Origin of the sequence: Streptomyces sp. NPDC050164, from assembly GCF_044459945.1 — a bacterium.
Lineage (GTDB): Bacteria > Actinomycetota > Actinomycetes > Streptomycetales > Streptomycetaceae > Streptomyces > Streptomyces coeruleorubidus_A.
On the sequence record NZ_JBITJK010000021.1, the window covers coordinates 71,996 to 95,750 of the forward strand.

Consider the following 23,755-nt stretch of genomic DNA (forward strand, 5'->3'; position numbering starts at 1 on the left):
GACGTCCGAGACGGAGAAGGGCGGCACCCTCCAGCACCTCTACACCGCCGACGCCGGCGCCTCGCCGGCGAACGGCACCTGGAAGCTCCGCGTCGAGGACGCCTCAGAGGGCGCCACCGGCACGCTCAACGGCTGGTCGCTGACGTTTCCCACCTCGTACGAGAACCAGACCGACCACACCGTCCCCGACCCCGGTGTCGTGACATCGCCGATCACGGTCAGCGGGCTCACCGGCTCCGCCCCGAAGACACTGCAGGTGTACGTGGACGCCACGCACGAATGGCTCGGCGACCTGGAGATCGGCCTGGTCGCCCCGGACGGCAAGACATACCCGCTGAAGTCGACGTCCGAGACGGAGAAGGGCGGCACCCTCCAGCACCTCTACACCGCCGACGCCGGCGCCTCGCCGGCGAACGGCACCTGGAAGCTCCGCGTCGAGGACATCTCAGAGGGCGCCACCGGCACCCTCAACGGCTGGTCGCTGGCCTTCTGACACCTCTCCACCGCACCGCAGACGCCCGGCTGGGATTCCCCAGCCGGGCGTTGTTGCGTGCTCGGACGTCGAATTCAGCCGGAGCACTCTCGGCTTTTTCGGACATCTCGGCGGACGATGCTCAAGTCAAGCTCAGATAGCGCAGGCCATGCTCAAGAAAAGCTCAAATAAAGCAAGAAAGGCCCCCGGGATCCACTTCTCATGGAAAGATTCTGTCTGCGCGGGAACGCCGAAAGGGGAAAGGCGAACCGCGTGTAGGGGGGCCGCAGACATTGCCCAGAGCAATGTCTCCACATTGCACATTGCGCGCTTTCCCTGCTGTCTTTATTCGCTTCGTGTTCTCATCCACGTAACGGAGGCAGTAGAAATGCGTAAGACCGTGAAGACGACCCGCAAGAGACTCGTCAGCCTGGCTGCCGTCACGGCGGCGGCGCTGGCCATGGCGGCGATACCGGGGACGGCGTCCGCAGAGGATGGAGCCACCACTCCCGAGGGCTACGAGCAGTACCTCGTGACCCAGGTGGAGCTGGGTGACGCGGACGCCCAGGAGACTCTGAGCCAGTACCAGGAGCTGTCGGACAGCCAGAAGGAACAGTTCGTCACCTACCTGAACGACCCTCAGCGCGGACAGGAACTCGGGGACTTCATCTCGGACGTCACCGACGTCGACTCCATCAACGAGGAGGACTACGACACCGAGCTGAGAAAGGAGACCGAGGGCGGCGACGTCGTTCTGGAGGCGGAGCTCGGTGTGGAGGAAACCGAAACTCCTCCCACCACCGACGAGGAAATCTCCGATCCCTCGGCGCGGTACTACGACCGGAGCGCCTGGTACAGCGTTTCCGACAAGATCTTCGGCGTGAAGGTCACGACCGTGAAGCTCGGAATCAACTACCGCACGACTTCTTCCCGGGTCGTGAAGGTCTACAGCGGTTGGGCCTCGCACCGGAACTACGTGCCGTTCGCCGACTTCTCCCACAGCCCGGTCAAGGAGTGGATCTCCGCCAACCCGGCCAACAACGCGACCGCCGAGACGATTTGGCAGGGCGAGTGGGCCGGCATCGACTGGGACGCCCGTCAGCGCGTATGGGCCGACCAGAGCGGCTTCAAGGGTGGCTACCTGAAGTAGGCATCGTCCGGCCGAACCCGGCACGCTTGCGCCGGCCGCACCGAGCGGGATCGCACGGTGCGGCCGGTATCGCCGGTTGCCCCACCGCTGGAATCTCCCATGGGATGGCACGTCTTATTGCTGTCCCTGAAGGAATTGACCGTGGCCATGTTCAGAGTGCGGCCTGGGCCGACCGCATGTCGTTCAAGCTCCAACCTTCGGGTCCTCGGGCAGCACGACCGCCATCGGCTCGTACCGAACGGGCTGATGATCAAGCCCGGCCCGAAGCGCCGGGTCCAGCCCGGCGAACCGTCCGAACGACGCATCCAGCCGGCCCGCGAGCAACTCCCCGGCGGCCTGCTCAGGTCCCGGCCACCCGCCCAGGCCCCTCACCCTCACTCACACGCTCACCCGAAACCGGACCGGAACCGGCACCCGCACCCGCACCCGAACCGGCACCCGTCACCTCACCCCCCGGAACATCCCCACCGGCAGGTTCCCTCGACGAAACCTGCCCCAAGCGATGCCGAGGCACCGTACGCACGGGCGGACGCGTCAGCGTGATCTGGCGGACGACCTGCTGGAAGCACGCCAGCGCCGCCACCCCGGGCAGGGCAGCCGCCGCGGTACCGAGGACGGTCCTCGGTGCCTGGGCGACACACAGCAGCACGGCGACGCACGAGAAGACCAGCACCACACACCAGGAGTGCACGGCACGGCGCTGGTGCAGCGCGGCCCGCAGGACGGACAGGGAGGACACCAGCCAGGGCCCGTACACCAGCAGGGGCCACCAGGTGCGGAGGCTGCGCTCCGCGGGGGACAGGGCGGCCAGGCGCAGCGGGTCGTAGGCGACCATGCCGCTCAGGAGGCTCACCGCGGCGGCGATGACGGCAGACAGGGCGGCGACGAGGAAGCTGGTGGTGCGGAGCAGGCGCGGGGGTCTGCGGGTCCGGACCTTGCGGTGGCGCCGGGGGACGTCCCGCACGGGCGGCAGTTCCTCGGTGATGTCCTGGAGCCGCTGCATGCGCTCGCCCAGGGCCGGGTCCGCGGGGGCGGCCGGTGCCACGTCACGCGGGGCGGGAATCCTCGGCCCCTGCTCCCCGAGTGCCTCCTCGAGGATGAACGCCAGTTCCTCGGCCGGGTCCCAGGTCGGATCCGGTGGCGTCAGCGGAGTGACGAAATCCCGGGTCGGCGCCCGGTGCCGGCCGGTGCCTTCGATTCCTTTGTCGTACATAGCGCTACCCGACTATTCCGCAAGCGCGAAAGCGGGCCATTCCGTCGCACTGATCCACCGCCGGGCGAGGTCCTTCTCCAGCACGCTCATGGCATCGATGAAATCGCGCAGGACCGGCTCGGTCACCTGGAGCGCGACCGGGCAACCGCCCTTGGTGAGCGTGCCGTTGACGGTCGCCGACGAGTGCACTGGAGCGGGAATGTAGGTGTAGGGGCCGAGCGTTACCGCCCAACCGTCTTTCCTGGTCGCCTCGGTCATGTACCGACTAACCGTCGGCCCACTCCGGCAGATGCGCGGCAAACGAGTGAAGGATTTTCCGGCTGAGCATCTTTTCCATGTGCCATTAAGGACTCTCCATATCGCTGTATGAAGAACGAGCAGGGCATATTTACTGTCCGTCCTACAACCCAGGTGCGTGATTCCGTACGGAACAGGTGTTGGACCGGCCGATCACCTCCGGGCGACGGTGGGCGCATGCCACAACTCACCCCGTACCGCCGTTGCCGTCACGGCGACGGGACTCGCGGCGACCGCGGTGGTCGCGCCGTGGACCGCGCGGCTCGTCGACCGGCACGGGCAGGCCCGGGTGGCCCTGCCCGCCACGGTGATCGCCGTCCTCGGCTAGCTCGCGCTGCTGCTGTGCGTGCGACACGACGCCCCCGACTGGACCCTGTTCGCCTCCTACGCCGCCACCGCCACGACCCCCGACACCGGCGGCATGTCCCGGGCCCGCTGGGCGTATCTGCTGGCCGGTGACGCCAAGGCGCTGCACACCGTCAACTCCTTCGAGCAGGCCGCGGACGAGCTGTGCTTCATGCTGGGCCCGGTGCTCGCGGCCTTCCTGTGCGGGGCGTTCTTCCCGGACGCGGGCACGCTCGTCGGCGCGATGCTGCTGCTGACGGGCATGCTCCTGTTCACGACCCGGCGTTCGACGGAGCCGCCGGTCCGCGAGCGCATACCCGCCAAGGCGCCGCTGCTCGCGTCTGCCTGGCGATGGGCGCGGTGTTCGGCTCGACGGAGGTCGTCACGCTCGCGTTCGCGGACGCGCGGGGGCACCGGTCGGCGGCCGGTGTCGTGCTCGCGCTCCCGGCGGCGGGTTCATGCGCGGCGGGCCTGCTGTACGGCGTCGCGAAGCCCGCCGGGCCGCCGGCCGCGTCCCGCCTGCCGTGGTGCGTGGCCGCGACGACCGCGCTGCTGACCCTGCCCCTGCTCGCGGCCGCCCTCACCGGTGCGCTCCCGCTCCTGGCGGGCGCGCTGCTGGTCGCCGGGATGGCGACGGCCCCGACGATGGTCACCAGGGCATGACCCTGGCGATGACCGGCCTGCTCGGCGGCATCGCATGCGGCAGCGCGCTCGGCGGCTGGACGGTGGAGCAGATGTCGGCGACGGCGGGATACGCCATCCCGGTGATGGCGGCGGCCGTGGCCCTGGCGTTGTCCCTGGGCGGCGTGTCGAATCGCTTCACTGATCAGTGCACGCCCCATTGACGCCCTCACGCACCCCAACATACGTTCGCTCGTCGAAGCGCTTCGACTTTACGTGCGGACCCCCGCGGGCACGGGAAGAAGGACCCCCCACATGAAGTTCACCGACGGCTACTGGCTGCTCCGGGAGGGCGTCACCGCGGCGCATCCGGCCGAAGTGCTCGACGCCACCGAGTCGGACGGCACGCTGGAGATCCACGCGCCGACCCGGCCCGTCCGCTCCCGCGGCGACCTGTTGAAGGGCCCCGTCCTGACGCTCCACGCGCACACGCCCATGCCCGACGTCATCGGCCTGACGCTGACGCACTTCACGGGAGGGGAACCGCGGGGGCCCGAGTTCGAGCTCACCGGGTCGGGAGCCACCCCGCAGATCTCCTACGACGACGAGCACGCGACCCTGACCTCGGGCGACCTGTCGGTCCGGGTGGCCCGCGGCGGCCCCTGGCACGTCGAGTTCCTCGCGCACGGCCGCACCCTCACCAGCAGCGGCCACAAGAGCATGGGCATCATGCGGGACGCGACCGGCGCGCACCACCTGCGCGAACAGCTGGTCCTTAAGGTCGGCACGTCCGCCTACGGCCTGGGCGAGCGGTTCGGCCCGCTGGTCAAGAACGGCCAGGTCGTCGACATCTGGCAGGCCGACGGCGGCACATGCAGCGAACAGGCCTACAAGAACGTCCCCTTCTACCTCACGGACGCGGGCTACGGCGTCTTCGTGGACCACCCGGGCAAGGTGTCCTTCGAGGTGGCCTCGGAGGTGGTGTCCCGGGTGCAGTTCAGCGCGGAGACGCAGGAGCTGACGTACTACGTCGTCTACGGCCCGACCCCGAAGGACATCCTGCGCAAGTACACGGCCCTGACCGGCCGCCCGGCCCTGCCGCCCGCCTGGTCGTTCGGCCTGTGGCTGTCGACGTCCTTCACGACGTCGTACGACGAGAAGACGGTGACGTCCTTCATAGAGGGCATGCGGGAACGCGAACTCCCGCTCTCCGTCTTCCACTTCGACTGCTTCTGGATGCGCGAGTTCCACTGGTGCGACTTCCAGTGGGATCCGCGGGTGTTCCCGGACCCGGAGGGCATGCTGGCCCGGCTCAACGCCCGTGACCTGCGCGTCTGCGTCTGGATCAACCCGTACATCGCCCAGCGCTCCCCGCTGTTCGCCGAGGGCAAGGCACTCGGGCATCTGCTGAAGCGCCCGGACGGCAGCGTCTGGCAGTGGGACTTGTGGCAGCCCGGCATGGCCCTGGTCGACTTCACCAGCCCGGCCGCCCGCGACTGGTACGCCGCCAAGCTGGAGGCGCTGCTCGCACAGGGCGTCGACTGCTTCAAGACCGACTTCGGCGAACGGGTGCCGGTCGATGTGACCTGGTCCGACGGCTCCGACCCGGAGCGGATGCACAACTACTACACGTACCTGTACAACCGCACGGTCTTCGACGTGCTCCGCAAGCACCGCGGCGATGAGGAGGCCGTCCTCTTCGCCCGCTCGGCGACGGCGGGCAGCCAGCAGTTCCCGGTGCACTGGGGCGGCGACTGCGAGGCGACGTACGAGTCGATGGCCGAGTCACTGCGCGGCGGGCTGTCCCTCGGCCTGTCCGGCTTCGGCTTCTGGAGCCATGACATCGGCGGCTTCGAGGGCACTCCGACCCCGGCCCTGTTCAAGCGCTGGCTGGCCTTCGGCCTGCTCTCCTCGCACAGCCGCCTGCACGGCAGCAGCTCCTACCGCGTGCCCTGGCTGTTCGACGAGGAGTCGGTGGAGGTCGCGCGCCACTTCATCCGGCTGAAGCTGCGCCTCATGCCCTACCTCTACGAGACGGCCCGGACCGCCCACACCGAGGGCGTGCCGATGATGCGGGCGATGGTGCTGGAGTTCCCGGACGACCCGGGCTGCGCACACCTGGAACGGCAGTACATGCTCGGCCCGGACCTCCTCGTCGCACCGGTGCTCAGCGAGGAGGGCGACGTCACGTACTACGTCCCCGAGGGCACCTGGACGCACTTCCTCACCGGCGAGCCGGTGACCGGCCCCCGCTGGGTGTGCGAGCGGCACCCCTTCCTGAGCGTGCCGCTGCTGGTCAGACCGGGTGCGGTGATCCCGGTGGGCGCGGTGGACGACCGCCCGGACTACGACCACGCCGACGGGGTGACCCTGCGGGCGTACGGCCTCCGGCCCGGCGAGGAGACGACGGTACGCGTCGGGGACGTGACCTTCACGGTCGTACGCGAAGGCGACACCCTGCGGGCGACATGCAGCGCCCCGGCGGCACCCTGGGCGCTCGCCGCCGCCGGTCACGAGGTCCGGGCACCGGCCGGAACCGGCTCCCTCACGCTGGGGCTGGAGCCGGCCTGATGGTGAGGATCACGGACGTGGCGCGGCGGGCCGGGGTCTCCCCCAGCACCGTGTCGTACGCGCTGAGCGGCAAGCGCCCGATCTCGGCGGAGACCCGGCGGAGGGTCGAGGCGGCCGCCCGGGAGCTGGGCTACCGCCGGCAGTCCGGCGCACTGGCGCACGGCGGGTCGAACGTCCTGGCCGTGGCAGCCCCGCTGCGCACCGGAGTCCACGTACCGGCGATGATGCGTGTGACGCAGTCGGTGGTGACAGCGGCACGCGCGTACGACCACGACGTCCTGCTCCTCACTCATGAGGAGGGCCTGACCCGCGCCAGGGAACCGGTGCCTGCGGACGCGTTACTGGTCATGGACATCGGCCTGCACGACCCACGTCTCCCCCTGCTCCGCTCCCTGGACCGCCCCTGCGTCCTGCTCGGCCTCCCCGCCGACCCGCACGGTCTGACCTGCGTGGACCTGGACTACAGGGCGGCGGGCGAGGCGTGCGTGCACCACCTGGCCGACCTCGGCCACCGAACAGTGGCCCTGGTCGGCCCGCCGCCGGAGGTCCACCTCCGCAGGACCGCCTCGGCCCACCGCCTGGTGGAGGGCTTCACGGCCGCAGCCGACCACCACGGGCTGGCTTCGTCGGTGCACCCCGCCGTGTCGGCACCGGACGAGGCCCACCGCATCGCGGACCGGCTGCTGCGCCAGCACCCCGCCCTGACGGCCGTGGTCGTCCACAACGCCCCCCTCGTGGAACCCCTGGTCACGGCCTTCCAGCAGCTCGGTCTGCGCGTCCCCGAGGACCTGTCGATCACGGCCGTCTGCCCCGACGACCCCGCGACGATCACGTCGGTCGCCCTGCCGGCCACGGAGCTCGGCACCCGAGCGGTGGCACTGCTGATGGACAAACTGCACGGCACGCCCGTGCCGGAGGTGACGCTGCTGCCGCCGCGGCTGACGGAGCGGGCGAGTACGAGCCACGTATGACAAAGGCCCCGCCGCTCGTAAGCGACGGGGCCTGTGCCCACATGGGATGAGTGGAGATGGCGGGAATCGAACCCGCGTCCAACGGTGTGGAATCAGGGCTTCTCCGTGTGCAGTCGGCTGTGCTTTTCTCGGCCCCGGAGATCACGCCGACAAGTCTCCGACGGGCCCAGTCACTGTGTGGTTTCCCTCGTCACCCCGTGACCGGGATCGAGGTTTAGTTCCCTAAATGATGCCAGGATCCGGGTCGGGAACACCCCCGGGCTGACACTCCCTTTAAGTAGGGGAGCCGCTGCTCGCTACCTGAAGATCAGGCAGCGAGGGCGAGCTCGCCCTGGGAGATGGATCGCTTGGAATTGGCGATTATTTTTTTCGGCCTGTGGTTTACGAGATCATGGCCGCTTCCTCGACACGCTTCCCCTGCTTCGACAGCCGCTGTCGAAACCGATCATCCCCATGTTGATTTTTCAATCTGCCCCGCGAGAGGGGCCCGCACCCGCTGTGAGGCGCAGGTGCCATCGTACGTGACCAACGCCCGACGATGCCACCGTATTCCCCGCGGCCGCACTGCCGTGGTGCCCCGTTCAACGCGGGCCACGCCCGGAGTCTTCCCGGCACTGGGCGGACGGCCTCTACGCCCGCTCCTTCCGGCGCACCGCCGAGATCACCCGCTCGGCCTCGCGCCGGTCCTGCTTCTCGCGGAGGGTCTGGCGCTTGTCGTACTCCTTCTTGCCCTTCGCCAGCGCGATCTCGACCTTGGCACGGCCGTCCTTGAAGTACAGGGCGAGGGGCACGATGGTGTGACCCGTCTCCTGCGACTTCGACTCCAGCTTGTCGATCTCCTCGCGGTGCAGCAGCAGCTTCCGCTTGCGCCGCGCGCTGTGGTTGGTCCACGTGCCCTGGCTGTACTCCGGCACGTGCACGTTGTACAGCCACGCCTCGTGCCCGTCCATCTGCACGAAGCCGTCGACCAGCGACGCCCGTCCCTGGCGCAGCGACTTCACCTCGGTGCCGGTGAGGACCAGACCGGCCTCGTAGGTGTCGATGATGAGGTAGTCGTGCCGCGCCTTCTTGTTCTGCGCGATCAGCTTGCGCCCTTTTTCCTTAGCCATAGTGCCGCCCATTTTCGCACTACGGAGGGGGCCTGCGGGAAGTCGATTACGAGGGACTCGCCAGACCGCGCAGTACGGTCTCGGCCCGCCGGAGGGCCCCTTCGTCGGCGTCCAGGTCGGGCGTGATGCCCCGGCCGTCGACCGCGCGGCCGGAGGGGGTGCGGTAGTGCCCGACGGTCAGCTCCGCGACGGAGCCGTCGGGCAGTCGGCTCGGCATCTGGACCGAGCCCTTGCCGAAGGTCCGGGACCCCACGACGAGCGCCCGTCCGCGGTCCTGGACGGCGCCGGTGAGCAGTTCGGCCGCGCTCATCGTCCCGCCGTCGACGAGCGCGACCAGGGGTCTCGTCGTGTCGCCGCCGGGCTCGGCGTGCAGCGCGCGCTGCTCGCCGTCGACGTCGTACGTGGCGACGAGGCCGCCGTCGAGGAACGCGGAGGCCGCGGTGACGGCCTCGGTGACCAGGCCGCCGGAGTTGCCGCGCAGGTCGAGGACGATCCCGGCGCCGGGCGGGGTCTGCCGGACGGCCTTGCGGACCTGGTCGCCGGAGCCCTTGGTGAAGGTGTCGACCCGGATGACGGTGACCGAGCCGGCGACCTTTCGAACGGCGACCGAGTCCGCGGACAGCCTGGCCCGGCGCAGGGTCTCGGTCCACCCGCGGGTGCCGCGCTCCAGGCCGAGGCGGACAGTGGTGCCGGCGGGGGCGTCGGTGGCGTCCCCGCGCAGTAAGGAGACGACCTCGGTGACGGGCCGCCCGTCGGTCTTCTCGCCGTCGACGCTGCGCAGCAGGTCTCCGGACCGGATCCCGGCGGCGTCCGCGGGCGAGCCGGGGCGCACCTTCGTCACCTCGATACGGCCGTCGCGTTCGCTGCGCGCCCACAGGCCGACGCCGGTGTACTGGCCGTCGAGGGCTTCCTCGAACTCCTCGTACTCGCCCTGGGAGTAAACGGCGCCCCAGCGGTCCCCGCTGCGGCTGACGGCGCGCTTCGCGGCCTCCATCGGGGACTTGCCGTCGGCCATGGCCTCCTCGGCCGCCCTGGTGACGTCCGCGTGGTGCCCGGCCGGGACGGCCGAACGGGCCTCGTCCGGCGCGGACTTCCGCTCGGCCTGCGGGAGGGAACCCGTGGCCGCGCCGGCGACGAGCACGCTCGCGAACATCAATGTCAGGGCGGCCCCGCGGCGGATGCGACGGGGCTGACAGAACGGGTCACGACCTGACATGCCGGTGAGTCTAGGACAAGCGAAAGGGCCGTACGGCTTGTTGACCGCACGGCCCCTCTTGGTATGCGTCACACCTTCAAGTACTTGCGCAGCGCGAAGAACGCGGCCAACGCGGGCATCAGCAGGCTCGTGGCGAGGATGAGCGGCAGCTTCGTGAGGACGGCGTCCCAGCCGATGAAGTTGATCAGCGTCAGCTGGTCGGCCAGGGCCAGTCCGTGGTCGATGAGGAAGTACCGGGCGATCAGCAGGAAGCCGCACGCGAGCGTGCCGCCGATGAGCCCGGCGACCGCGGCCTCCATGATGAACGGCGCCTGGATGTAGAAGCCCGAGGCGCCGACCAGGCGCATGATGCCGGTCTCGCGCCGGCGACTGAACGCCGAGACGCGCACCGTGTTGACGATCAGCATCAGCGCGACGACCAGCATCAGCGCCATCACCGCGCGCGCGGCCCAGTTCATGCCGTTCAGCAGCTTGAAGAGGTTGTCCAGGATGCCCTTCTGGTCCTGGACGGACTGCACACCGTCCCGGCCATTGAAGGCGGTGGCGATGACCTGGTACTTCTGCGGGTCCTTCAGCTTGATGCGGTACGACTCCTGCATCTGGTCCGGCGTGAGGGAACTGGCCAGCGGGGAGTCGCCGAACTGTTCCTTGTAGTGCTTGTACGCCTGGTCCTGCGACTCGTACGTGACCGTCTGGACGACACCCATCTTGTCGAGGTCGGCCTTGATCTGCTTCTTCTGGTCGTCCGTCACCGCGCCCTTGGCGCAGTTGGGGTCGGACTCGGCGTCGCTCTTGTTGCAGAGGAAGATCGAGACGTTGACCTTGTCGTACCAGTAGCCCTTCATGGTGTTGACCTGGTCGCTCATCAGGAGCGACCCGCCGAACAGGGCGAGCGACAGGGCGACGGAGACGACGACGGCGAAGGTCATCGTCAGATTGCGGCGGAGACCGACGCCGATCTCCGACAGGACGAACTGGGCGCGCATGGCGACTGGTTATGCCTTTCCGTGACTCTGGGTGCGGTCTCAGTGCTGGTAGCCGTAGACACCGCGGGCCTGGTCGCGGACGAGGCGGCCCTTCTCCAGTTCGATGACGCGCTTGCGCATCTGGTCCACGATGTTCTGGTCGTGCGTGGCCATCACCACGGTCGTGCCCGTCCGGTTGATGCGGTCGAGCAGCTTCATGATGCCGACGGAGGTCTGCGGGTCGAGGTTGCCGGTGGGCTCGTCGGCGATGAGCAGCTTGGGCCGGTTGACGAAGGCCCGCGCGATGGCGACGCGCTGCTGCTCACCACCGGACAGCTCGCCGGGCATCCGGTCCTCCTTGCCACCGAGCCCGACGAGGTCGAGCACCTGCGGCACGGACTTGCGGATCTCGCCGCGCGACTTGCCGATGACCTCCTGCGCGAAGGCGACGTTCTCGCCGACCGTCTTGTTCGGCAGCAGGCGGAAGTCCTGGAAGACCGTCCCCAGCTGGCGCCGCATCTGCGGCACCTTCCAGTTGGACAGACGCGCGAGGTCCTTGCCCAGAACGTGCACCTGCCCGTGACTGCACCGCTCCTCGCGGAGGATCAGCCGCAGGAAGGTGGACTTTCCGGAGCCGGAGGACCCCACGAGGAAGACGAACTCGCCCTTCTCGACCTCCAGGGAGACATCCCTGAGGGCGGGGCGGGTCTGTTTGGGGTAGACCTTGGAGACGTTGTCGAATCGGATCACGGATGCACCACGGGTAGCCGGGGGTAGATGAGCGTGACCATACGCGAACCGGGCAGGGCACCGCAGTCACCGGTCGCGGTTGCGCATTGGATATGCCGTTTTGTACGCCTCCGAGGGGCGCGGGGCTGTATCACTATGCGGCTCCGCCGCGTGGGCGCGACCAGCCCCCACCCGCCCGCAGCCGCGCAACAATGCACACCCACCCTTCCGGGAGCGACCCGCGCGACCTCCGGAGGAACCTGGCACAGTGGAGAGGGAACGTTCGCACCGCCGCGAGCGTTACACACAAGGAATCGGCGCAAGGAGGGCGAGCGCATGACCTACGACCGGCTGGTGTGCGCGAACTGCGCGGCGCCCGTGAGCGAGGGCCGGTGCCCTGTGTGCCGTGCGAACCGCGAGCGGCTGCAGCAGGAGAACTTCCTCGCAGGTCTGAACCCGATGGCGCTGATCGCACTGCTGGCAGTGCTGATCGCCGCGGTGGCGCTGCTGGCGCACCAGACCGCCTGACCTGACGCCTGGCGGCGTACTCAGCGGTCCGAAAGACACGGCCGAGGGCCAGGAGCGTTCGCTCCGGGCCCTCGGCGTTGCGCTGTGCCTACCGTCCGTACGGACGCGGCTACCGTCAGGCGGCGGTCCCGCCGCGGCCGCCCATGAGGCGCGGCAGGACGCGGAAGCCGACACCGCCCGCGATCATCGTGGCGGCGCCGATCACCAGGAAGGTGGTCTGCGCGGCACCCGTCTCGGCGAGCTCCTGGCCGTTGCCCTGGGCCTGGGCCTGCGGCGCCGCCGGGGTGGCGTCCGAGCCGGTGTCGGTGAGGGACGAGGAGCCCTCCTCCTGCGGGGAGGTGCCGCCGTCGGGGTCGGCGGCGTTGCCGCCACCGTTGCCACCTCCGTTGGCGTTGCCGTTGCCGCCGCCGTTGCCGTTCCCGTTGCCCGGGTCGGTCGGCTGGGCCGTCGGGTCCTCGGTCGGCTCGGTGGGCTCGTCCGTGGGCTCGGTCGGCTCGTCGGTGGGCTCCTCGGTCGACGGCGGGTCGGTCGGGAGGTCCGTGGGCGGGTCGGTGGGGAGCTCAGTGGGAACCGGCGGCGTCGGAGTCGGGGTGGGCGACTCCTCGGCGCACAGGATGCCGAGCAGGCAGTCCTCGGTCTCCGCGGCGGATGCGGCACCGGCGGCGGTCAGCGAGGCACCGGCCGCGATCACGGCGCCGGCCGCGATCCGCGCGACACGGATCCGCGTCTTCTTCGTCATGTGGTTGCTACCCCCAGTAGCTCATCGTCATTAGGCAGCGTTTGGAGCTGTGCTCGACGGGGGTAGCTGCGGTGAAGAGCCCCCCGGTTCACATGCGCCCCAGTAGACACGCATGCCGCGCTTTACCCTTCCCATTTTTCAAAGACACGTCAAGGGCGTTTGCGGGCGCCATGTCCAAGTACGGGGCCAATGCCGGGAGTCTGACTCTGTGAGTGTGATGTAAAACCCAGACATGCAGGCACAGAAAAGGCAACTGCCGCCCTGACATCGGCAGTTGCCTTATCGACAAACTTACTTCTCCTGCTGCTTGCGCCAGCGAATTCCCGCTTCGAGGAACCCGTCGATCTCGCCGTTGAAAACGGCCTCGGGGTTACCGACCTCGAACTCGGTGCGCAGGTCCTTGACCATCTGGTACGGGTGCAGCACGTACGAACGCATCTGGTTGCCCCAGGAGTTGCCGCCGTCGCCCTTGAGGGCGTCCATCTTGGCCTGCTCCTCCTGGCGGCGCCGCTCCAGCAGCTTGGCCTGGAGCACGTTCATGGCCGTCGCCTTGTTCTGGATCTGCGATCGCTCGTTCTGACAGGAGACGACGATGCCGGTGGGGATGTGGGTGAGGCGCACCGCGGAGTCGGTGGTGTTGACGCCCTGGCCGCCGGGGCCGGACGAGCGGTACACGTCCACCCGCAGTTCGGACTCGTCGATCTCGATGTGGTCGGTCTGCTCGACCACGGGAAGGATCTCGACGCCCGCGAAGGACGTCTGCCGGCGCCCCTGGTTGTCGAAGGGCGAGATGCGCACCAGCCGGTGCGTGCCCTGCTCGACGGAGAGCGTGCCGTACGCGTAGGGCGCCTGGACGGCGAAGGTGGTCGACTTGATGCCGGCCTCCTCCGCGTACGACGTCTCGTAGATCTCGGTCTTGAAGCCGCGCTGCTCGGCCCATCGCAGGTACATGCGCTGGAGCTTCTCGGCGAAGTCGGCGGCGTCGACGCCGCCCGCCTCGGCGCGGATGTTCACCAGGGCCTCACGGGCGTCGTACTCGCCGGAGAGGAGCGTGCGGACCTCCATCTCGTCCAGCGCCTTCTTCACGGCGGTGAGCTCGGACTCGGCCTCGGCGCGGGTGTCCGGGTCGTCCTCCTCCTCCGCCATCTCGAAGAGGACGGCGAGGTCGTCGATACGACCGCGCAGGGCCTCGGCCTTGCGCACCTCGGCCTGGAGGTGGGACAACTTGCTGGTGATCTTCTGCGCCTCTTCGGGGTTGTCCCACAGGGACGGCGCGGCCGCCTGCTCCTCGAGCACGGCGATGTCTGCCCTCAGCCTGTCGAGGTCCAGAACGGCCTCGATCGACTCCATGGTCGAGGAGAGGGACTTGAGCTCTTCGGATACATCGACGACTGCCACGCCTCCAGCGTAACGGCTCCGCCCGTCGGCCAGCGCCGGGCCGTCGGAGCCGACGGGTCAGGGGGCGGGGCAGCGACTCCCTGGCGCCCTACGGCACCGGGCGCCGGTCACCCGCCGTCGACGGCCGGGCACCACCTCCGACCCCTGCCGCCGTCGGCTTCACCCGTCCTGGCCTCGGGAGAGGACAGGGGGACTGCGCGGCAGAGCCCCTCATGCCCCGCACCGGTCTCGCGCTGTCGGCGACAGCCAGACCCTGGCTCCGAGCCCTGCCGCCGTGGGCTTCGCCCGTCCTACGGGAGAGGTGGGAACGGGGCCGGACTCCTCATGCCCCCGCGCCGCCCCCGCGCCAGCCACAACCAGAACCCGCCTCCGACCCCCACCGCCGTCGGCCTCACCCATCCTGGCCTCGGGAGAGGTCAGGGAGACTGCGGGGCAGAGCTGCTCCTCGTACCCCCGCGCCGGTCGCCCCGTCGGCGGCAGCCAGACCCCGGCTCCGACCCCCGCCGCCGGCTTCCCCCCCTCCTGCGGGAGAGGTCAGAGGGGAACGGGCCGAGCTCCTCATGCCCCGCGCCACCCCCATGCCGTCGCCCCTCGGCGACAACCAGACCCCGCCTCCGACCCCCGCCGCCGTCGGCTTCCCCCCGTTCTCCGGGGCAGGTCAGGGGGACTGCGGGGCCGAGTTCTTCGTGTCCTGGGGAGGGGTGCTCGCTTCGTCGCCCGATGTGGACAGCCATGCTCCGACGCCGACCGCCGCCGCGAGGGCGACCGCGCCCACGCCCAAGGCCACGCGGCGGCGTCGGGCGATGGCGCGGTTGCGGGCCGAGCCCGGCCGGGGCGTGCCCGACGCGCGCGGGGCCCGGGCCGTGCCGTGTGCGCCCCCGGCCAGCTCGTCGGGTGCAGGTACGCGCATCGAGGTGTGCGTGTCCCGGTTGGAGTCGGCCGGTTTCGCGCCCGGCACCAGGGGGACCGCGCCCCGCCGCCGGACCCGCTCCCCGGCCGGTGCCGGTCCGGCGGGCTGCTCCTCGCGGTCCGACTCCTCGGCGGACTCCGTGTCCGGCTCGTCCACCTCCAGCGGCGGCATGCCCACCAGCATCGGCAGCAGCTCCCGCAGCCGCGCCCCGAGCTCCGAGGCCCGCAGGCGCGAGGCCGGCGCCTTGGCCAGGCACTGCACGAGCAGCTGCCACAGCTCGTCCGGGATGCCGGGCAGCGGGACGACCGTCTCCGTGACGTGCCGGCGCAGGACCGCACCCGGGTGGCCGCCGCCGAACGGGGTGAAGCCCGCCAGCAGCTCGTAGAGCACCGTGGCGAGCGCGTAGATGTCGACGGAGGCGCGGGGCGGCAGGCCTTCGACGATCTCCGGGGCGAGGTAGTCCGGCGTGCCGATGATCTTCGTGGCCTTGGTGCGGCGCGGGGTGTCGATGAGTTTGGCCACACCGAAGTCGGTCAGCAGCGCACGGTGGGAGCCGCCCGGGCCCAAGGGTCCCTGCATGTCCAGGAGCACGTTCTCCGGCTTCACGTCCCGGTGCACGACGCCCGCGGCATGCGCGGCCGCCAGCCCGTCGGCGATGTCGGCCGAGATCGCGACGGCCGCCTCGGGCGCGAGGCGCCGCTCCCGCTCCAGCCGGGTCCGCAGGTCCGTGCCCCGGACGAGGTCCATGACCAGCGCCAGGTCGTTGCCGTCCACGACCAGGTCGCGCACCGACACCACGTGCGGGTGCTCCAGGCCGAGCAGCGCCGTCCGCTCCTGCACGAAGCGCCCGACGAGTTCCTGGTCGGACGCGAGGTCCTCGCGCAGCAGCTTGATGGCGACGGGGCCTTCGGGACCCTCGCCCAGCCACACCGTGCCGGCGCTGCCCCGCCCCAGGATCTGGTGGGCGGTGTACCGGCTGCCGATCTTCCGTGCCAAGGCTGCTCCTACCGACGCGTGTAGTCGTTAAAACTACGCGCCCGGAGAGCCAACCTTCACTGCGGAGGCAGAAATCACCCGCCAGGTGTCGACAAATCACCAACCTCGCGGGGCGGTTCCGGTCAGTTCGTGCCCGAACTGCTCCCGCCCAGCTTCTCGAACCAGCCGGTCACGGTGTTGAACCAGTCGGTCAGCTGGTCCCAGTAGCCCTTGCCGGTGCCGATCCACTGCTGGAGCGGGCTCAGTTCCCAGATCAGCCAACCGGCGACGAACAGGATGACGATCGAGAAGAGACAGCCCTTCAGGCAGCCGAGCCCGGGGATCCGCATCCGGTTGGCGCTGCGCTGCCGGGGCTCGCGCTGGGGCCGCTGCGGCTGCTGGGGCTGAGGCGGCGGCGCGGGCGGGGCGTAGCGCTGCGGCGGCTGGGGCCGCTGGGGCTGCGGGGCGTACTGCTGGGGCTGCTGCTGCGGATGGCCGTAGCCGGGCCCGGGCGGGGGTGCCTGGCGCTGCGGGGGCTGCTGCTGCGGCCGGGCGACCTGCCGCTGGGGGCGGCGGCGCAGCGGGTCCTCGTTCGGGTCGAGGTACTGGACCTGCGTCTGTTCGTTGCGGTCGCGGGCGGCCCGCAGCTGGTTCTGCCAGGGGTGCGGATCCTCGGGTCCGCCCTGCTGGCCGTGCTGGCCCTGCTGACCGGGGTGGCCGGGGTGGCCGGGCGAGCCCGGCGGGACCGGCGGCATCACGGCCGTCGGGTCGGCCGCACCCCGGCCCGGCAGGCCGGCGGTGGGATCGGCGGCGCCGGCCGGGCCGCCGGTGTGCGGCATGACGCTGGTCGCGGCGTTCGGGTCGTACGAGCCCGCGCCCTGCGGGAGGACCTGGGTGGGGTCGGCTTCGCCCGCGCCGGGCGTGTCCGGCACGGGCGCGGGCGCCGGGTCGGGCACCAGGAGGGCGCCGACGCCCTCGGCGGCGGCGATCTGCGCGGAGTTCGCGTGCACACCGATGCCCTCGGCGACGACGCGCAGGCCACGGGCGAGGTTCTCGGCGCTGGGCCGCTCGTCCGGATTCTTGCGCAGACAGCGCTCGATGACCGTCCACAGCGGGTCGGGGACCGTGGAGGGGCGGCGCGGCTCGGCACTCAGGTGCTGGTGCAGCACCTCCAGGGCGGAGCCGCCGGAGAACGGCGGACGGCCGGTGACCAGCTCGTACAGCAGGATGCCCGCGCCGTAGATGTCGACGGCGGAGGTCTGCGGGCGGCCCTCGGCGGACTCGGGCGCGACGTAGGCGGGCGTGCCGACGAACTCCTGGGTGCGGGTCAGGCCCGGGGAGTCGGCCAGGCGGGCGATGCCGAAGTCGGTCAGCAGCGGGTGCATCTGCCCGTCGTACTGCTGGAGCAGGACGTTCGCCGGCTTGAGGTCGCGGTGGACGACGCCGTCGGCGTGGCTGGCGGCCAGCGCGTCGGCGATCTGGGCGGTGAGCAGGGCCGCGGCGACAGGGCTGAAGGGCCCGTTCTCGCGCAGGTAGCGGTGCAGGTCGGGGCCCTCGACGAGGTCCATGACCAGCGCCAGCAGATCGCCCTCGACGACCAGGTCACGGACCCGGACGATGTTCGGGTGGGTCAGCCGGAGCAGGACGGAGCGCTCCCGGAGGAAGCGCATCACGACGTCCGCGTCGCTGGCCAGCTCCTCCTTGAGGACCTTGATCGCGACGGTCTCGCCGGGCTGTCCCGGCACGGCCGCCTCGGCGCCCGCGGTCTCGCGCTGGCGGGCTCGCCAGACGGTGCCCGTGGCGCCGCGCCCGAGCGGCTCCTCGAGCAGGTACTTGCTGCCTACCGGCCGCACGTCATGCGCTCCCTGGTGCTTGCCTTGCCTGCTGGCCTGTCCGACCCACTGTAGTGCCGTGCCGCCGGGGACCGGGGGTGTCGTCTATCCGTGGGTCTTACGTATCCGTTCTCGCACGCGTTCGAATCTCACTGCGCGTTCGAAGGAAAGACGCTCACCTCGGTCTCATGGTTGCCGAGAGTGAGCGTGACCGATCTCAAGTGATCGCGACTGGGTCATCTCTCAGGCACTTTTGCGGGCAGAGCCGACCAATCAAGATCACATGTTCCGGAGCGAGGGGCGCGCTGTCAGTGGCAGGTGCGAGGATGCGTGCAGTACTGGCCGACGTGCTGGGGCGGGGTGGGGGGACTCCGCGCCCGGGCAGAAGGGACCGCTGACGGCGATGCAGATCCGGCTGACCGTCGTAGACCCGCTGGGCCTGGCGGCTCCGGCTCGGGACCGCGCCGCGCGCTGCGACGTGCTGGTCACTGCGCCCGCCGGGACGGCTCTCGCGGCGGTGGCCTCGGCGCTCTCCCAGGTGGTCCTCGGCGGTGACGGCTCGGGCTCCCCGGTGCTGTACGCCGGGGAGCAGCGGCTCGACGCCCAGCGCTGCACGATCGGCGAGCCCCCGCTGACCGACGGTGCCGTGCTGTCCGTGGGCGCGCCGGGCGAGCCGGAGCCGCATCCCGAGCTGGACGACGCCCCGGCCCAGCTCCAGGTGGTCGCCGGGCCCGACGCCGGCGGCGTCCACCTGCTGCACGGCGGCGAGATCCGCATCGGCCGCTCCGCCGACGCCGACGTGCCGCTCGACGACCCGGACGTCTCCCGGCTGCACTGCGCGGTGACGGTGAGCGCCGACGGCCGCGTCTCGGTCGCCGACCTCGACTCCACGAACGGCACGACGCTGGACGGCGCGCCTGTGGGCGGCCGGGCGGTCCGTTTCGCCCCCGGGGCGCTGCTGCGGATCGGCGAATCGGCTCTGCGGCTGGCTCCCGCCGGGGGGCCGGGGGGCCGGGTGGACACGACGCCGGACGGGGAGGGGCACGTACGCGTGCCGGGGCCTGCCGGCGCCGGCGGAGCCGGGGCGGATACGCGCGCGTCGGGCCCGATCCCTGCCGGGCCTTCCGCGCCTTCCGGTCCTGCCGGGCCGACTCATCACGCTTACGGCTCGGCGGCCTGGGGCACGCCGGGCACCGCGGGCCACGACTCCGGGGACTCGGCGGTGGTGCCGGGCCAGGGCGGGGCGCCTCGGGTCGAGAGCCAGGGTGCGGGAGCGGCCGCGCAGGCTTCACGGCCGGCCACCGGGGGCGGGCCGGGGGCCGCGCAGGGCGGATTCCGGGCCGCTGCCGGTGAGCACGGGCCGGGCAGCTCCCGGGGTCAGGGTGACTCGGAGCCCGTCGTCCGGGCTCCCCGGCAGCGCGATGCGGCGCAGGCCGGGCTCGGTGCCGGGGACACGCACGCGGGGCGCTCCGGGACCGGGGCGCTGGACGGGGCGTTCGGTGACGGGGGCACGGAAGGTTCCGGCCAGGGCGCCGGAACAGCGGACGGCGTAGTCCCTCATGCCCGGGCCGGGGGCCAGGCGGCCCCCCGTCCGACGGCTCCCACCCACACCGGTGCGGTCTCCCCGGCAGACGCCACGGACGAGCGGTCCGGTCGCGGGCGCAAGGGCACTCCCCTCCGGGGCACCGACGTTCCGGCCGGGACGCGCAGGCGGGGCGGACTCGGGGCGTGGGCGCGGCGGTTGGCCGGAGGGCGTGGCGAGCAGGGGGCGCCCGCGCGCGGGACATACGAAGACGAGCCGGCCGAAGTGACGGCCGATCGCTCGGCCGTCGGGCCGGCGGTGCCGGAGACCTGGCCGGATCCGGCCGCGCTGCTGCTGACTGCGCTGGGACCGGGACCCCGGTTGTGGGAGCGCGGCCCGGGCCACCCGGAGGCGCTCGCCGTGCGGCTCGGTACGGCAGACCGGGCGGCACCGGACGGCTCGGGCCTGCTGCCCGCGGTGCCGGTGACCTCCGGGCTGCGGGAGGTCGGCGCGCTGGGACTGGCCGGGCCCCCGGCGCGGCTCGCCGGGCTGGCCCGTGCCGTGCTGGCGCAGCTCACCGCGCTGCACTCCCCCGACACCCTGGAGATCGTCCTGATCGCCGCGGACCGCTCCCGCCCCTTGGAGGAGCGCACCGCCGAGTGGGGCTGGCTGGGCTGGCTGCCGCATGTCCGTCCCGGGCACGGGCAGGACTGCCGCCTGCTGCTCGCCTACGACCGGGAACAGGCCGCCGCCCGCACGGACGAGCTCATCCGCCGTCTGGAGGACCAGCTGGCGGACGCGGCAGGCGGTGCCGCAGGGACCGGCGGGCTGCTGGGCAACGTGCGGTTCTCCAGAGCCCAGGAAACCGACGGCCCGAGCGGCAGCGCGCCGGGCCCCGATGCCAACAGCCCCGTGCCCTGCGCCGCCGGTCCCGTGACCCGCCGCCCCTCCTGGGCCCGGGACGACACCCCCGTCCCCGACCCGGCCGCCGACTTCCCCGGCCCCTACACCGTCCTCGTCGTGGTCGGCGACCCCGGCGGCGCCGACCTGCGTGAGGCCGTGGCACGGCTGGCGCTGGAAGGCCCCCGGGCCGGGATCCATGTCGTCTGCCTGGCCGAGACCGCGGCCGCCTCCCCCGCCTCGCCCGTGACGGAGACGTACGAGGCGGCCTGCTCGGTGGCGCCGACGTTCCGGCAGTGCGGTGCGGTCGCGCTGCTCAGCGGGGACGTGGCGACGGCGCTGCGGCTGATGCGTGTGGCCCGGGTCGGCGGCGCCTCAGGACCGGTCGGGCCCGTGGGCCACGGCACCATCGCCACCGTCGACGCCGTCTCGCCCGCGTGGGCCGAGCGGTTCGCGCGGGCGATGGCGCCGCTGCGTACGGACGGCGCGACGAGTGGGCCTCAGCCGCGCGTCTCCGCGCCCCTGCCCCAGGCGGCGCGGCTGCTGGACGAGCTGGGCCTGGCCCGTGCCACCCCGGCGTCGCTGATGGCGCGCTGGGCGGACGCGGCCGACGACACCGAGGCCTTGGGCGGGCGGGTGCGCGCGGTGCTGGGCGCCGGTCCGCGCGGCCCGGTCTGCGCGGACCTCGCCGCCCAGGGACCGCATCTGCTGATCGAGGGCCCGCCGGGCAGCGGCCGTACGGAGCTGCTGCGGGCGGTCGTCGCGTCCCTGGCCGCCGCCGAGCGGCCGGACCGGCTGGGCATCGTGCTGGTCGACGGCCGGGGCGGCCCGGGCGCGGGCGGCGGGCACGGCGAGGGACTGCGCCTGTGTACGGACGTCCCGCATGTCACCACGTACCTCACGGCCCACGACCCGGTCCGGATGCGCGAGTTCGCGCAGTCCCTGAGCGCCGAGCTGAAGCGGCGCGCCGAGCTGCTCGGGCGCTCCGACTTCACCGAGTGGCACACCGGGCGCGAGCTGTCGGGCCGTATGGTCGCCCAGCGCACGGCGACGGCCCGGGGCGGCGCCCAGACCGAGGCCGGGACGGCCGCCGGGGCCGGGGATCTCGACTCCCCGCCGAGTTCGACGATGCGGCTGCGGCCCGGAGCGGCCCGGCGGCGGGCGGAGGCGGCGCCGCCGCTGCCCCGGCTCGTCGTGGTCGTGGACGACCTGGACGCGCTGGTCTCCCCCGCCCTCGGCTCGACCGGACGGCCCGCGGCCGGATCGGTGATGCGCGCGCTGGAGGCCGTGGCCCGGGAGGGCGAGCGGCTCGGCGTCCACCTGGTGGCGGCCACCGGCCCGTGCGCCCGTACGGCGGAGACGGAACCGGCGCGCCGGGCCACCCTCCGCGTGACCCTCGACGCCCCGGCGCCGGGCCCCGACGAACCCGCTCCGGGCCGTGGCCGCCTGGCCTGCGCGGACGGGCGGGTCACGCCGTTCCAGGGCGGGCGGGTCACCGGCCGGATCCCCCGGACGGCGACGCTGCGCCCCACGGTCGTCCCCCTGGAATGGCACCGCATGGGTGACCCTCCGGCCCGGCGTCCGGTGCGGGAACTCGGAAATGGCCCGACCGACCTGGCACTGTTGGCCAGCGCGCTGGAAAGGGCGGCGCGGGAGGTCGCGGCGGCGCAGGTGCCGTCACTTCTGTAGCACTCGTCCGTGGCACTGGCTGGATGCCGACCCCGACCGTCGATCAGGGCCGAGTCCCTGGTCACGAGGGGGTCACGATCCCCCGCTTGACAGCCGACGCCATCTTGCCGCCCCCGCCGCCCGGGCGTAGACCAGATCGCACGGGAGCGCGCTCGACGTTCGACGAGGGAACGAAGAACGGGGCAGTCATGCGCATGACGAGCAGCACCATCCGGACACGCTGGTCGCCGAAACGGGACAAGGCGACCCCCCAGAGCCGCAGAGCCGCCAAGGCCGCGGCCGCCGTCGCCGCGGGAGCGCTCGCGCTCTCGCTCACCGCCTGCGGAGGCGACGACGGCGGAAACAGTGGAACCCAGGGCAACCCCGAGGAGACCGCCAACAACGTCACCCTTCCGAAGCTTGACGGGACGAGCCTGGAGATCGCCGCCGTGTGGACCGGCGCCGAGCAGGCCAACTTCAAGAAGGTCCTGGCGGAGTTCGAGAAGCGCACGGGCGCCAAGGTCACGTTCGTGCCCGCCCAGGACCCGATCATCAACTTCATCGGCTCGAAGGTGGCCGGCGGGCAGCCGCCGGACATCGCGATGCTGCCGCAACCGGGCGCCATCAAGCAGGCCGTCGACCGGGGCTGGGCCAAGCCTCTCGGCGCCGAGGCCCTGAAGGAGCTCGGCGAGAACTACTCGCAGGGCTGGCAGGACATCGGCAAGGTGGGCGGCAAGCAGTACGGCGTCTACTACAAGGCCGCCAACAAGTCCCTGATCTGGTACAACAACCAGGTCTTCGAGAACGCCGGGGCGAGTGAGCCCGAGACCTGGCCGGATCTGCTGAAGACGGCACAGACGGTCTACGACTCCGGCGTCACCCCGTTCTCCGTCGGCGGCGCCGAGGGCTGGACGCTGACCGACTGGTTCGAGAACGTGTACCTCTCCCAGGCCGGGCCGGAGAAGTACGACCAGCTGGCCAAGCACGAGATCAAGTGGACGGACCCGTCCGTGAAGGACGCGCTGACCACGCTCGCGCAGGTCTGGGGCAAGGCGAACTACGTCGCGGGCGGGGCGAACGGGGCGTTGCAGACCGACTTCCCGGCCTCCGTCACGCAGGTCTTCACCGGCGGGGACCAGCCCAAGGCGGCCATGGTCGCCGCGGGCGACTTCGCGCAGGTCAACATCCCCACGACCATGAAGGTCGGCACGGACGCGAAGGTGTTCCCCTTCCCCGCGGTGGGTGACACGGGACCGGTGGTCTCGGGCGGTGACGCGGCCGTGATCCTTGAGGACTCGAAGGGAGCGCAGGCCCTGGCCACCTGGCTCGCCTCGCCGGACGCGGCGCAGATCCAGGCCAAGCTGGGCGGCTACCTCTCGCCGAACAAGAACGTGCCGAACTCCGCGTACCCGAACGCGGTGCAGCAGAGGATCGCCAAGGCGCTCATCGACGCCGGTGACGACTTCCGCTTCGACATGTCCGACCAGGCCCCGCAGGCCTTCGGCGGAACGCCCGGCAAGGGCGAGTGGAAGATCCTCCAGGACTTCCTGAAGAACCCGAAGGACGTCGCGGGTACGCAAGCGAAGCTGGAGACCGAAGCGGCCGCGGCCTACGGAGGCTGACG

At 71.5% G+C, this 23,755-nt stretch carries 17 protein-coding genes, 1 other RNA gene and 2 pseudogenes; 8 read left to right on the top strand and 12 right to left on the bottom strand.

Going from position 1 to position 23,755, the window contains the following annotated elements:
- On the top strand, nucleotides 1–493 hold a 493-nt coding region (locus ACIBNA_RS25835), incomplete at its 5' end, for a proprotein convertase P-domain-containing protein (protein WP_399167497.1).
- A gap of 367 nt (nucleotides 494–860) precedes the next feature.
- The gene (locus ACIBNA_RS25840; protein WP_399167498.1) at nucleotides 861–1,622 is read left to right on the top strand and encodes a hypothetical protein; all 762 of its coding nucleotides are present in this window, start codon (nucleotides 861–863) and stop codon (nucleotides 1,620–1,622) included.
- Nucleotides 1,623–1,808: 186 nt separating this feature from the next.
- Here ACIBNA_RS25840 and ACIBNA_RS25845 read toward each other — a convergent pair.
- The 3 genes and pseudogenes from ACIBNA_RS25845 to ACIBNA_RS25855 form a co-directional block, all read right to left on the bottom strand.
- Nucleotides 1,809–1,958, bottom strand: a pseudogene (locus ACIBNA_RS25845) (LysR family transcriptional regulator); the annotation flags it as partial.
- 4 nt (nucleotides 1,959–1,962) lie between these two features.
- Nucleotides 1,963–2,835: a hypothetical protein gene (locus ACIBNA_RS25850; RefSeq protein WP_399167499.1), complete on the bottom strand. Its 873-nt coding sequence runs from the start codon at nucleotides 2,833–2,835 to the stop codon at nucleotides 1,963–1,965.
- Nucleotides 2,836–2,847: 12 nt separating this feature from the next.
- Nucleotides 2,848–3,093 carry a hypothetical protein gene (locus ACIBNA_RS25855; protein ID WP_274816689.1) on the bottom strand — a complete coding sequence of 82 codons (246 nt, stop codon included), beginning with the start codon at nucleotides 3,091–3,093 and terminating at the stop codon, nucleotides 2,848–2,850.
- Between the two features lie 208 nt (nucleotides 3,094–3,301).
- On the opposite strand from ACIBNA_RS25855, the pseudogene ACIBNA_RS25860 reads away from it, so the two are divergent.
- From ACIBNA_RS25860 to ACIBNA_RS25870, 3 genes and pseudogenes are all read left to right on the top strand, one after another.
- A pseudogene (locus ACIBNA_RS25860) lies at nucleotides 3,302–4,322 on the top strand (MFS transporter).
- 91 nt (nucleotides 4,323–4,413) lie between these two features.
- Entirely contained in the window at nucleotides 4,414–6,669 is a 2,256-nt protein-coding gene (gene yicI / locus ACIBNA_RS25865) for an alpha-xylosidase (RefSeq protein WP_399167500.1), read from the top strand.
- Entirely contained in the window at nucleotides 6,669–7,640 is a 972-nt protein-coding gene (locus ACIBNA_RS25870) for a LacI family DNA-binding transcriptional regulator (RefSeq protein WP_399167501.1), read from the top strand. The genes yicI and ACIBNA_RS25870 overlap by 1 nt, the downstream gene beginning before the upstream one ends.
- 48 nt (nucleotides 7,641–7,688) lie before the next feature.
- Here the strand turns inward: ACIBNA_RS25870 and ssrA are convergent.
- The 5 genes from ssrA to ftsE form a co-directional block, all read right to left on the bottom strand.
- Nucleotides 7,689–8,093: a transfer-messenger RNA gene (gene ssrA / locus ACIBNA_RS25875) on the bottom strand.
- 176 nt (nucleotides 8,094–8,269) lie between these two features.
- On the bottom strand, nucleotides 8,270–8,749 hold the full coding sequence (gene smpB, locus ACIBNA_RS25880; RefSeq protein ID WP_356926946.1) for an SsrA-binding protein SmpB: 480 nt from the start codon (nucleotides 8,747–8,749) through the stop codon (nucleotides 8,270–8,272).
- Between the two features lie 46 nt (nucleotides 8,750–8,795).
- A complete protein-coding gene (locus ACIBNA_RS25885) occupies nucleotides 8,796–9,965 on the bottom strand; it encodes a S41 family peptidase (protein ID WP_399167502.1) in 1,170 nt (389 codons plus the stop codon).
- A gap of 68 nt (nucleotides 9,966–10,033) precedes the next feature.
- Nucleotides 10,034–10,951, bottom strand: coding sequence for a permease-like cell division protein FtsX (gene ftsX / locus ACIBNA_RS25890; protein ID WP_399167503.1), 918 nt, complete (start codon nucleotides 10,949–10,951; stop codon nucleotides 10,034–10,036).
- Between the two features lie 39 nt (nucleotides 10,952–10,990).
- Nucleotides 10,991–11,680 (bottom strand): cell division ATP-binding protein FtsE, encoded by a 690-nt coding sequence (gene ftsE / locus ACIBNA_RS25895; protein WP_003990615.1) that lies wholly within the window; start codon nucleotides 11,678–11,680, stop codon nucleotides 10,991–10,993.
- Nucleotides 11,681–11,995: 315 nt separating this feature from the next.
- On the opposite strand from ftsE, the gene ACIBNA_RS25900 reads away from it, so the two are divergent.
- The gene (locus ACIBNA_RS25900) at nucleotides 11,996–12,187 is read left to right on the top strand and encodes a hypothetical protein (protein ID WP_133931420.1); all 192 of its coding nucleotides are present in this window, start codon (nucleotides 11,996–11,998) and stop codon (nucleotides 12,185–12,187) included.
- Between the two features lie 115 nt (nucleotides 12,188–12,302).
- Here ACIBNA_RS25900 and ACIBNA_RS25905 read toward each other — a convergent pair whose 3' ends face one another.
- From ACIBNA_RS25905 to ACIBNA_RS25920, 4 genes are all read right to left on the bottom strand, one after another.
- Nucleotides 12,303–12,926, bottom strand: coding sequence for an LPXTG cell wall anchor domain-containing protein (locus ACIBNA_RS25905; protein ID WP_399167504.1), 624 nt, complete (start codon nucleotides 12,924–12,926; stop codon nucleotides 12,303–12,305).
- 291 nt (nucleotides 12,927–13,217) lie between these two features.
- Complete coding sequence (gene prfB / locus ACIBNA_RS25910; protein ID WP_399167505.1) at nucleotides 13,218–14,324, bottom strand: peptide chain release factor 2; 1,107 nt, start codon at nucleotides 14,322–14,324, stop codon at nucleotides 13,218–13,220.
- A gap of 658 nt (nucleotides 14,325–14,982) precedes the next feature.
- Nucleotides 14,983–16,230 carry a serine/threonine-protein kinase gene (locus ACIBNA_RS25915; protein ID WP_399167506.1) on the bottom strand — a complete coding sequence of 416 codons (1,248 nt, stop codon included), beginning with the start codon at nucleotides 16,228–16,230 and terminating at the stop codon, nucleotides 14,983–14,985.
- Between the two features lie 122 nt (nucleotides 16,231–16,352).
- Entirely contained in the window at nucleotides 16,353–18,062 is a 1,710-nt protein-coding gene (locus ACIBNA_RS25920; protein ID WP_399167507.1) for a serine/threonine-protein kinase, read from the bottom strand.
- Nucleotides 18,063–18,444: 382 nt separating this feature from the next.
- On the opposite strand from ACIBNA_RS25920, the gene ACIBNA_RS25925 reads away from it, so the two are divergent.
- Together ACIBNA_RS25925 and ACIBNA_RS25930 are read left to right on the top strand one after the other, a co-directional pair.
- On the top strand, nucleotides 18,445–22,152 hold the full coding sequence (locus ACIBNA_RS25925) for an FHA domain-containing protein (protein ID WP_399167508.1): 3,708 nt from the start codon (nucleotides 18,445–18,447) through the stop codon (nucleotides 22,150–22,152).
- A 188-nt stretch (nucleotides 22,153–22,340) separates the two neighbouring features.
- A complete protein-coding gene (locus ACIBNA_RS25930; RefSeq protein WP_399167509.1) occupies nucleotides 22,341–23,753 on the top strand; it encodes an ABC transporter substrate-binding protein in 1,413 nt (470 codons plus the stop codon).
- Nucleotides 23,754–23,755 lie beyond the last annotated feature (2 nt).

What these genes read in the sequence shown, in the direction of transcription:
- ACIBNA_RS25840 (WP_399167498.1), top strand. Translation starts at nt 861, where the DNA reads ATGCGTAAGACCGTGAAGACGACCCGCAAGAGACTCGTCAGCCTGGCT.
- ACIBNA_RS25850 (WP_399167499.1), bottom strand. Translation starts at nt 2,835, where the DNA reads ATGTACGACAAAGGAATCGAAGGCACCGGCCGGCACCGGGCGCCGACC.
- ACIBNA_RS25855 (WP_274816689.1), bottom strand. Translation starts at nt 3,093, where the DNA reads ATGACCGAGGCGACCAGGAAAGACGGTTGGGCGGTAACGCTCGGCCCC.
- yicI (WP_399167500.1), top strand. Translation starts at nt 4,414, where the DNA reads ATGAAGTTCACCGACGGCTACTGGCTGCTCCGGGAGGGCGTCACCGCG.
- ACIBNA_RS25870 (WP_399167501.1), top strand. Translation starts at nt 6,669, where the DNA reads ATGGTGAGGATCACGGACGTGGCGCGGCGGGCCGGGGTCTCCCCCAGC.
- smpB (WP_356926946.1), bottom strand. Translation starts at nt 8,749, where the DNA reads ATGGCTAAGGAAAAAGGGCGCAAGCTGATCGCGCAGAACAAGAAGGCG.
- ACIBNA_RS25885 (WP_399167502.1), bottom strand. Translation starts at nt 9,965, where the DNA reads ATGTCAGGTCGTGACCCGTTCTGTCAGCCCCGTCGCATCCGCCGCGGG.
- ftsX (WP_399167503.1), bottom strand. Translation starts at nt 10,951, where the DNA reads ATGCGCGCCCAGTTCGTCCTGTCGGAGATCGGCGTCGGTCTCCGCCGC.
- ACIBNA_RS25900 (WP_133931420.1), top strand. Translation starts at nt 11,996, where the DNA reads ATGACCTACGACCGGCTGGTGTGCGCGAACTGCGCGGCGCCCGTGAGC.
- ACIBNA_RS25905 (WP_399167504.1), bottom strand. Translation starts at nt 12,926, where the DNA reads ATGACGAAGAAGACGCGGATCCGTGTCGCGCGGATCGCGGCCGGCGCC.
- ACIBNA_RS25925 (WP_399167508.1), top strand. Translation starts at nt 18,445, where the DNA reads ATGCAGATCCGGCTGACCGTCGTAGACCCGCTGGGCCTGGCGGCTCCG.
- ACIBNA_RS25930 (WP_399167509.1), top strand. Translation starts at nt 22,341, where the DNA reads ATGCGCATGACGAGCAGCACCATCCGGACACGCTGGTCGCCGAAACGG.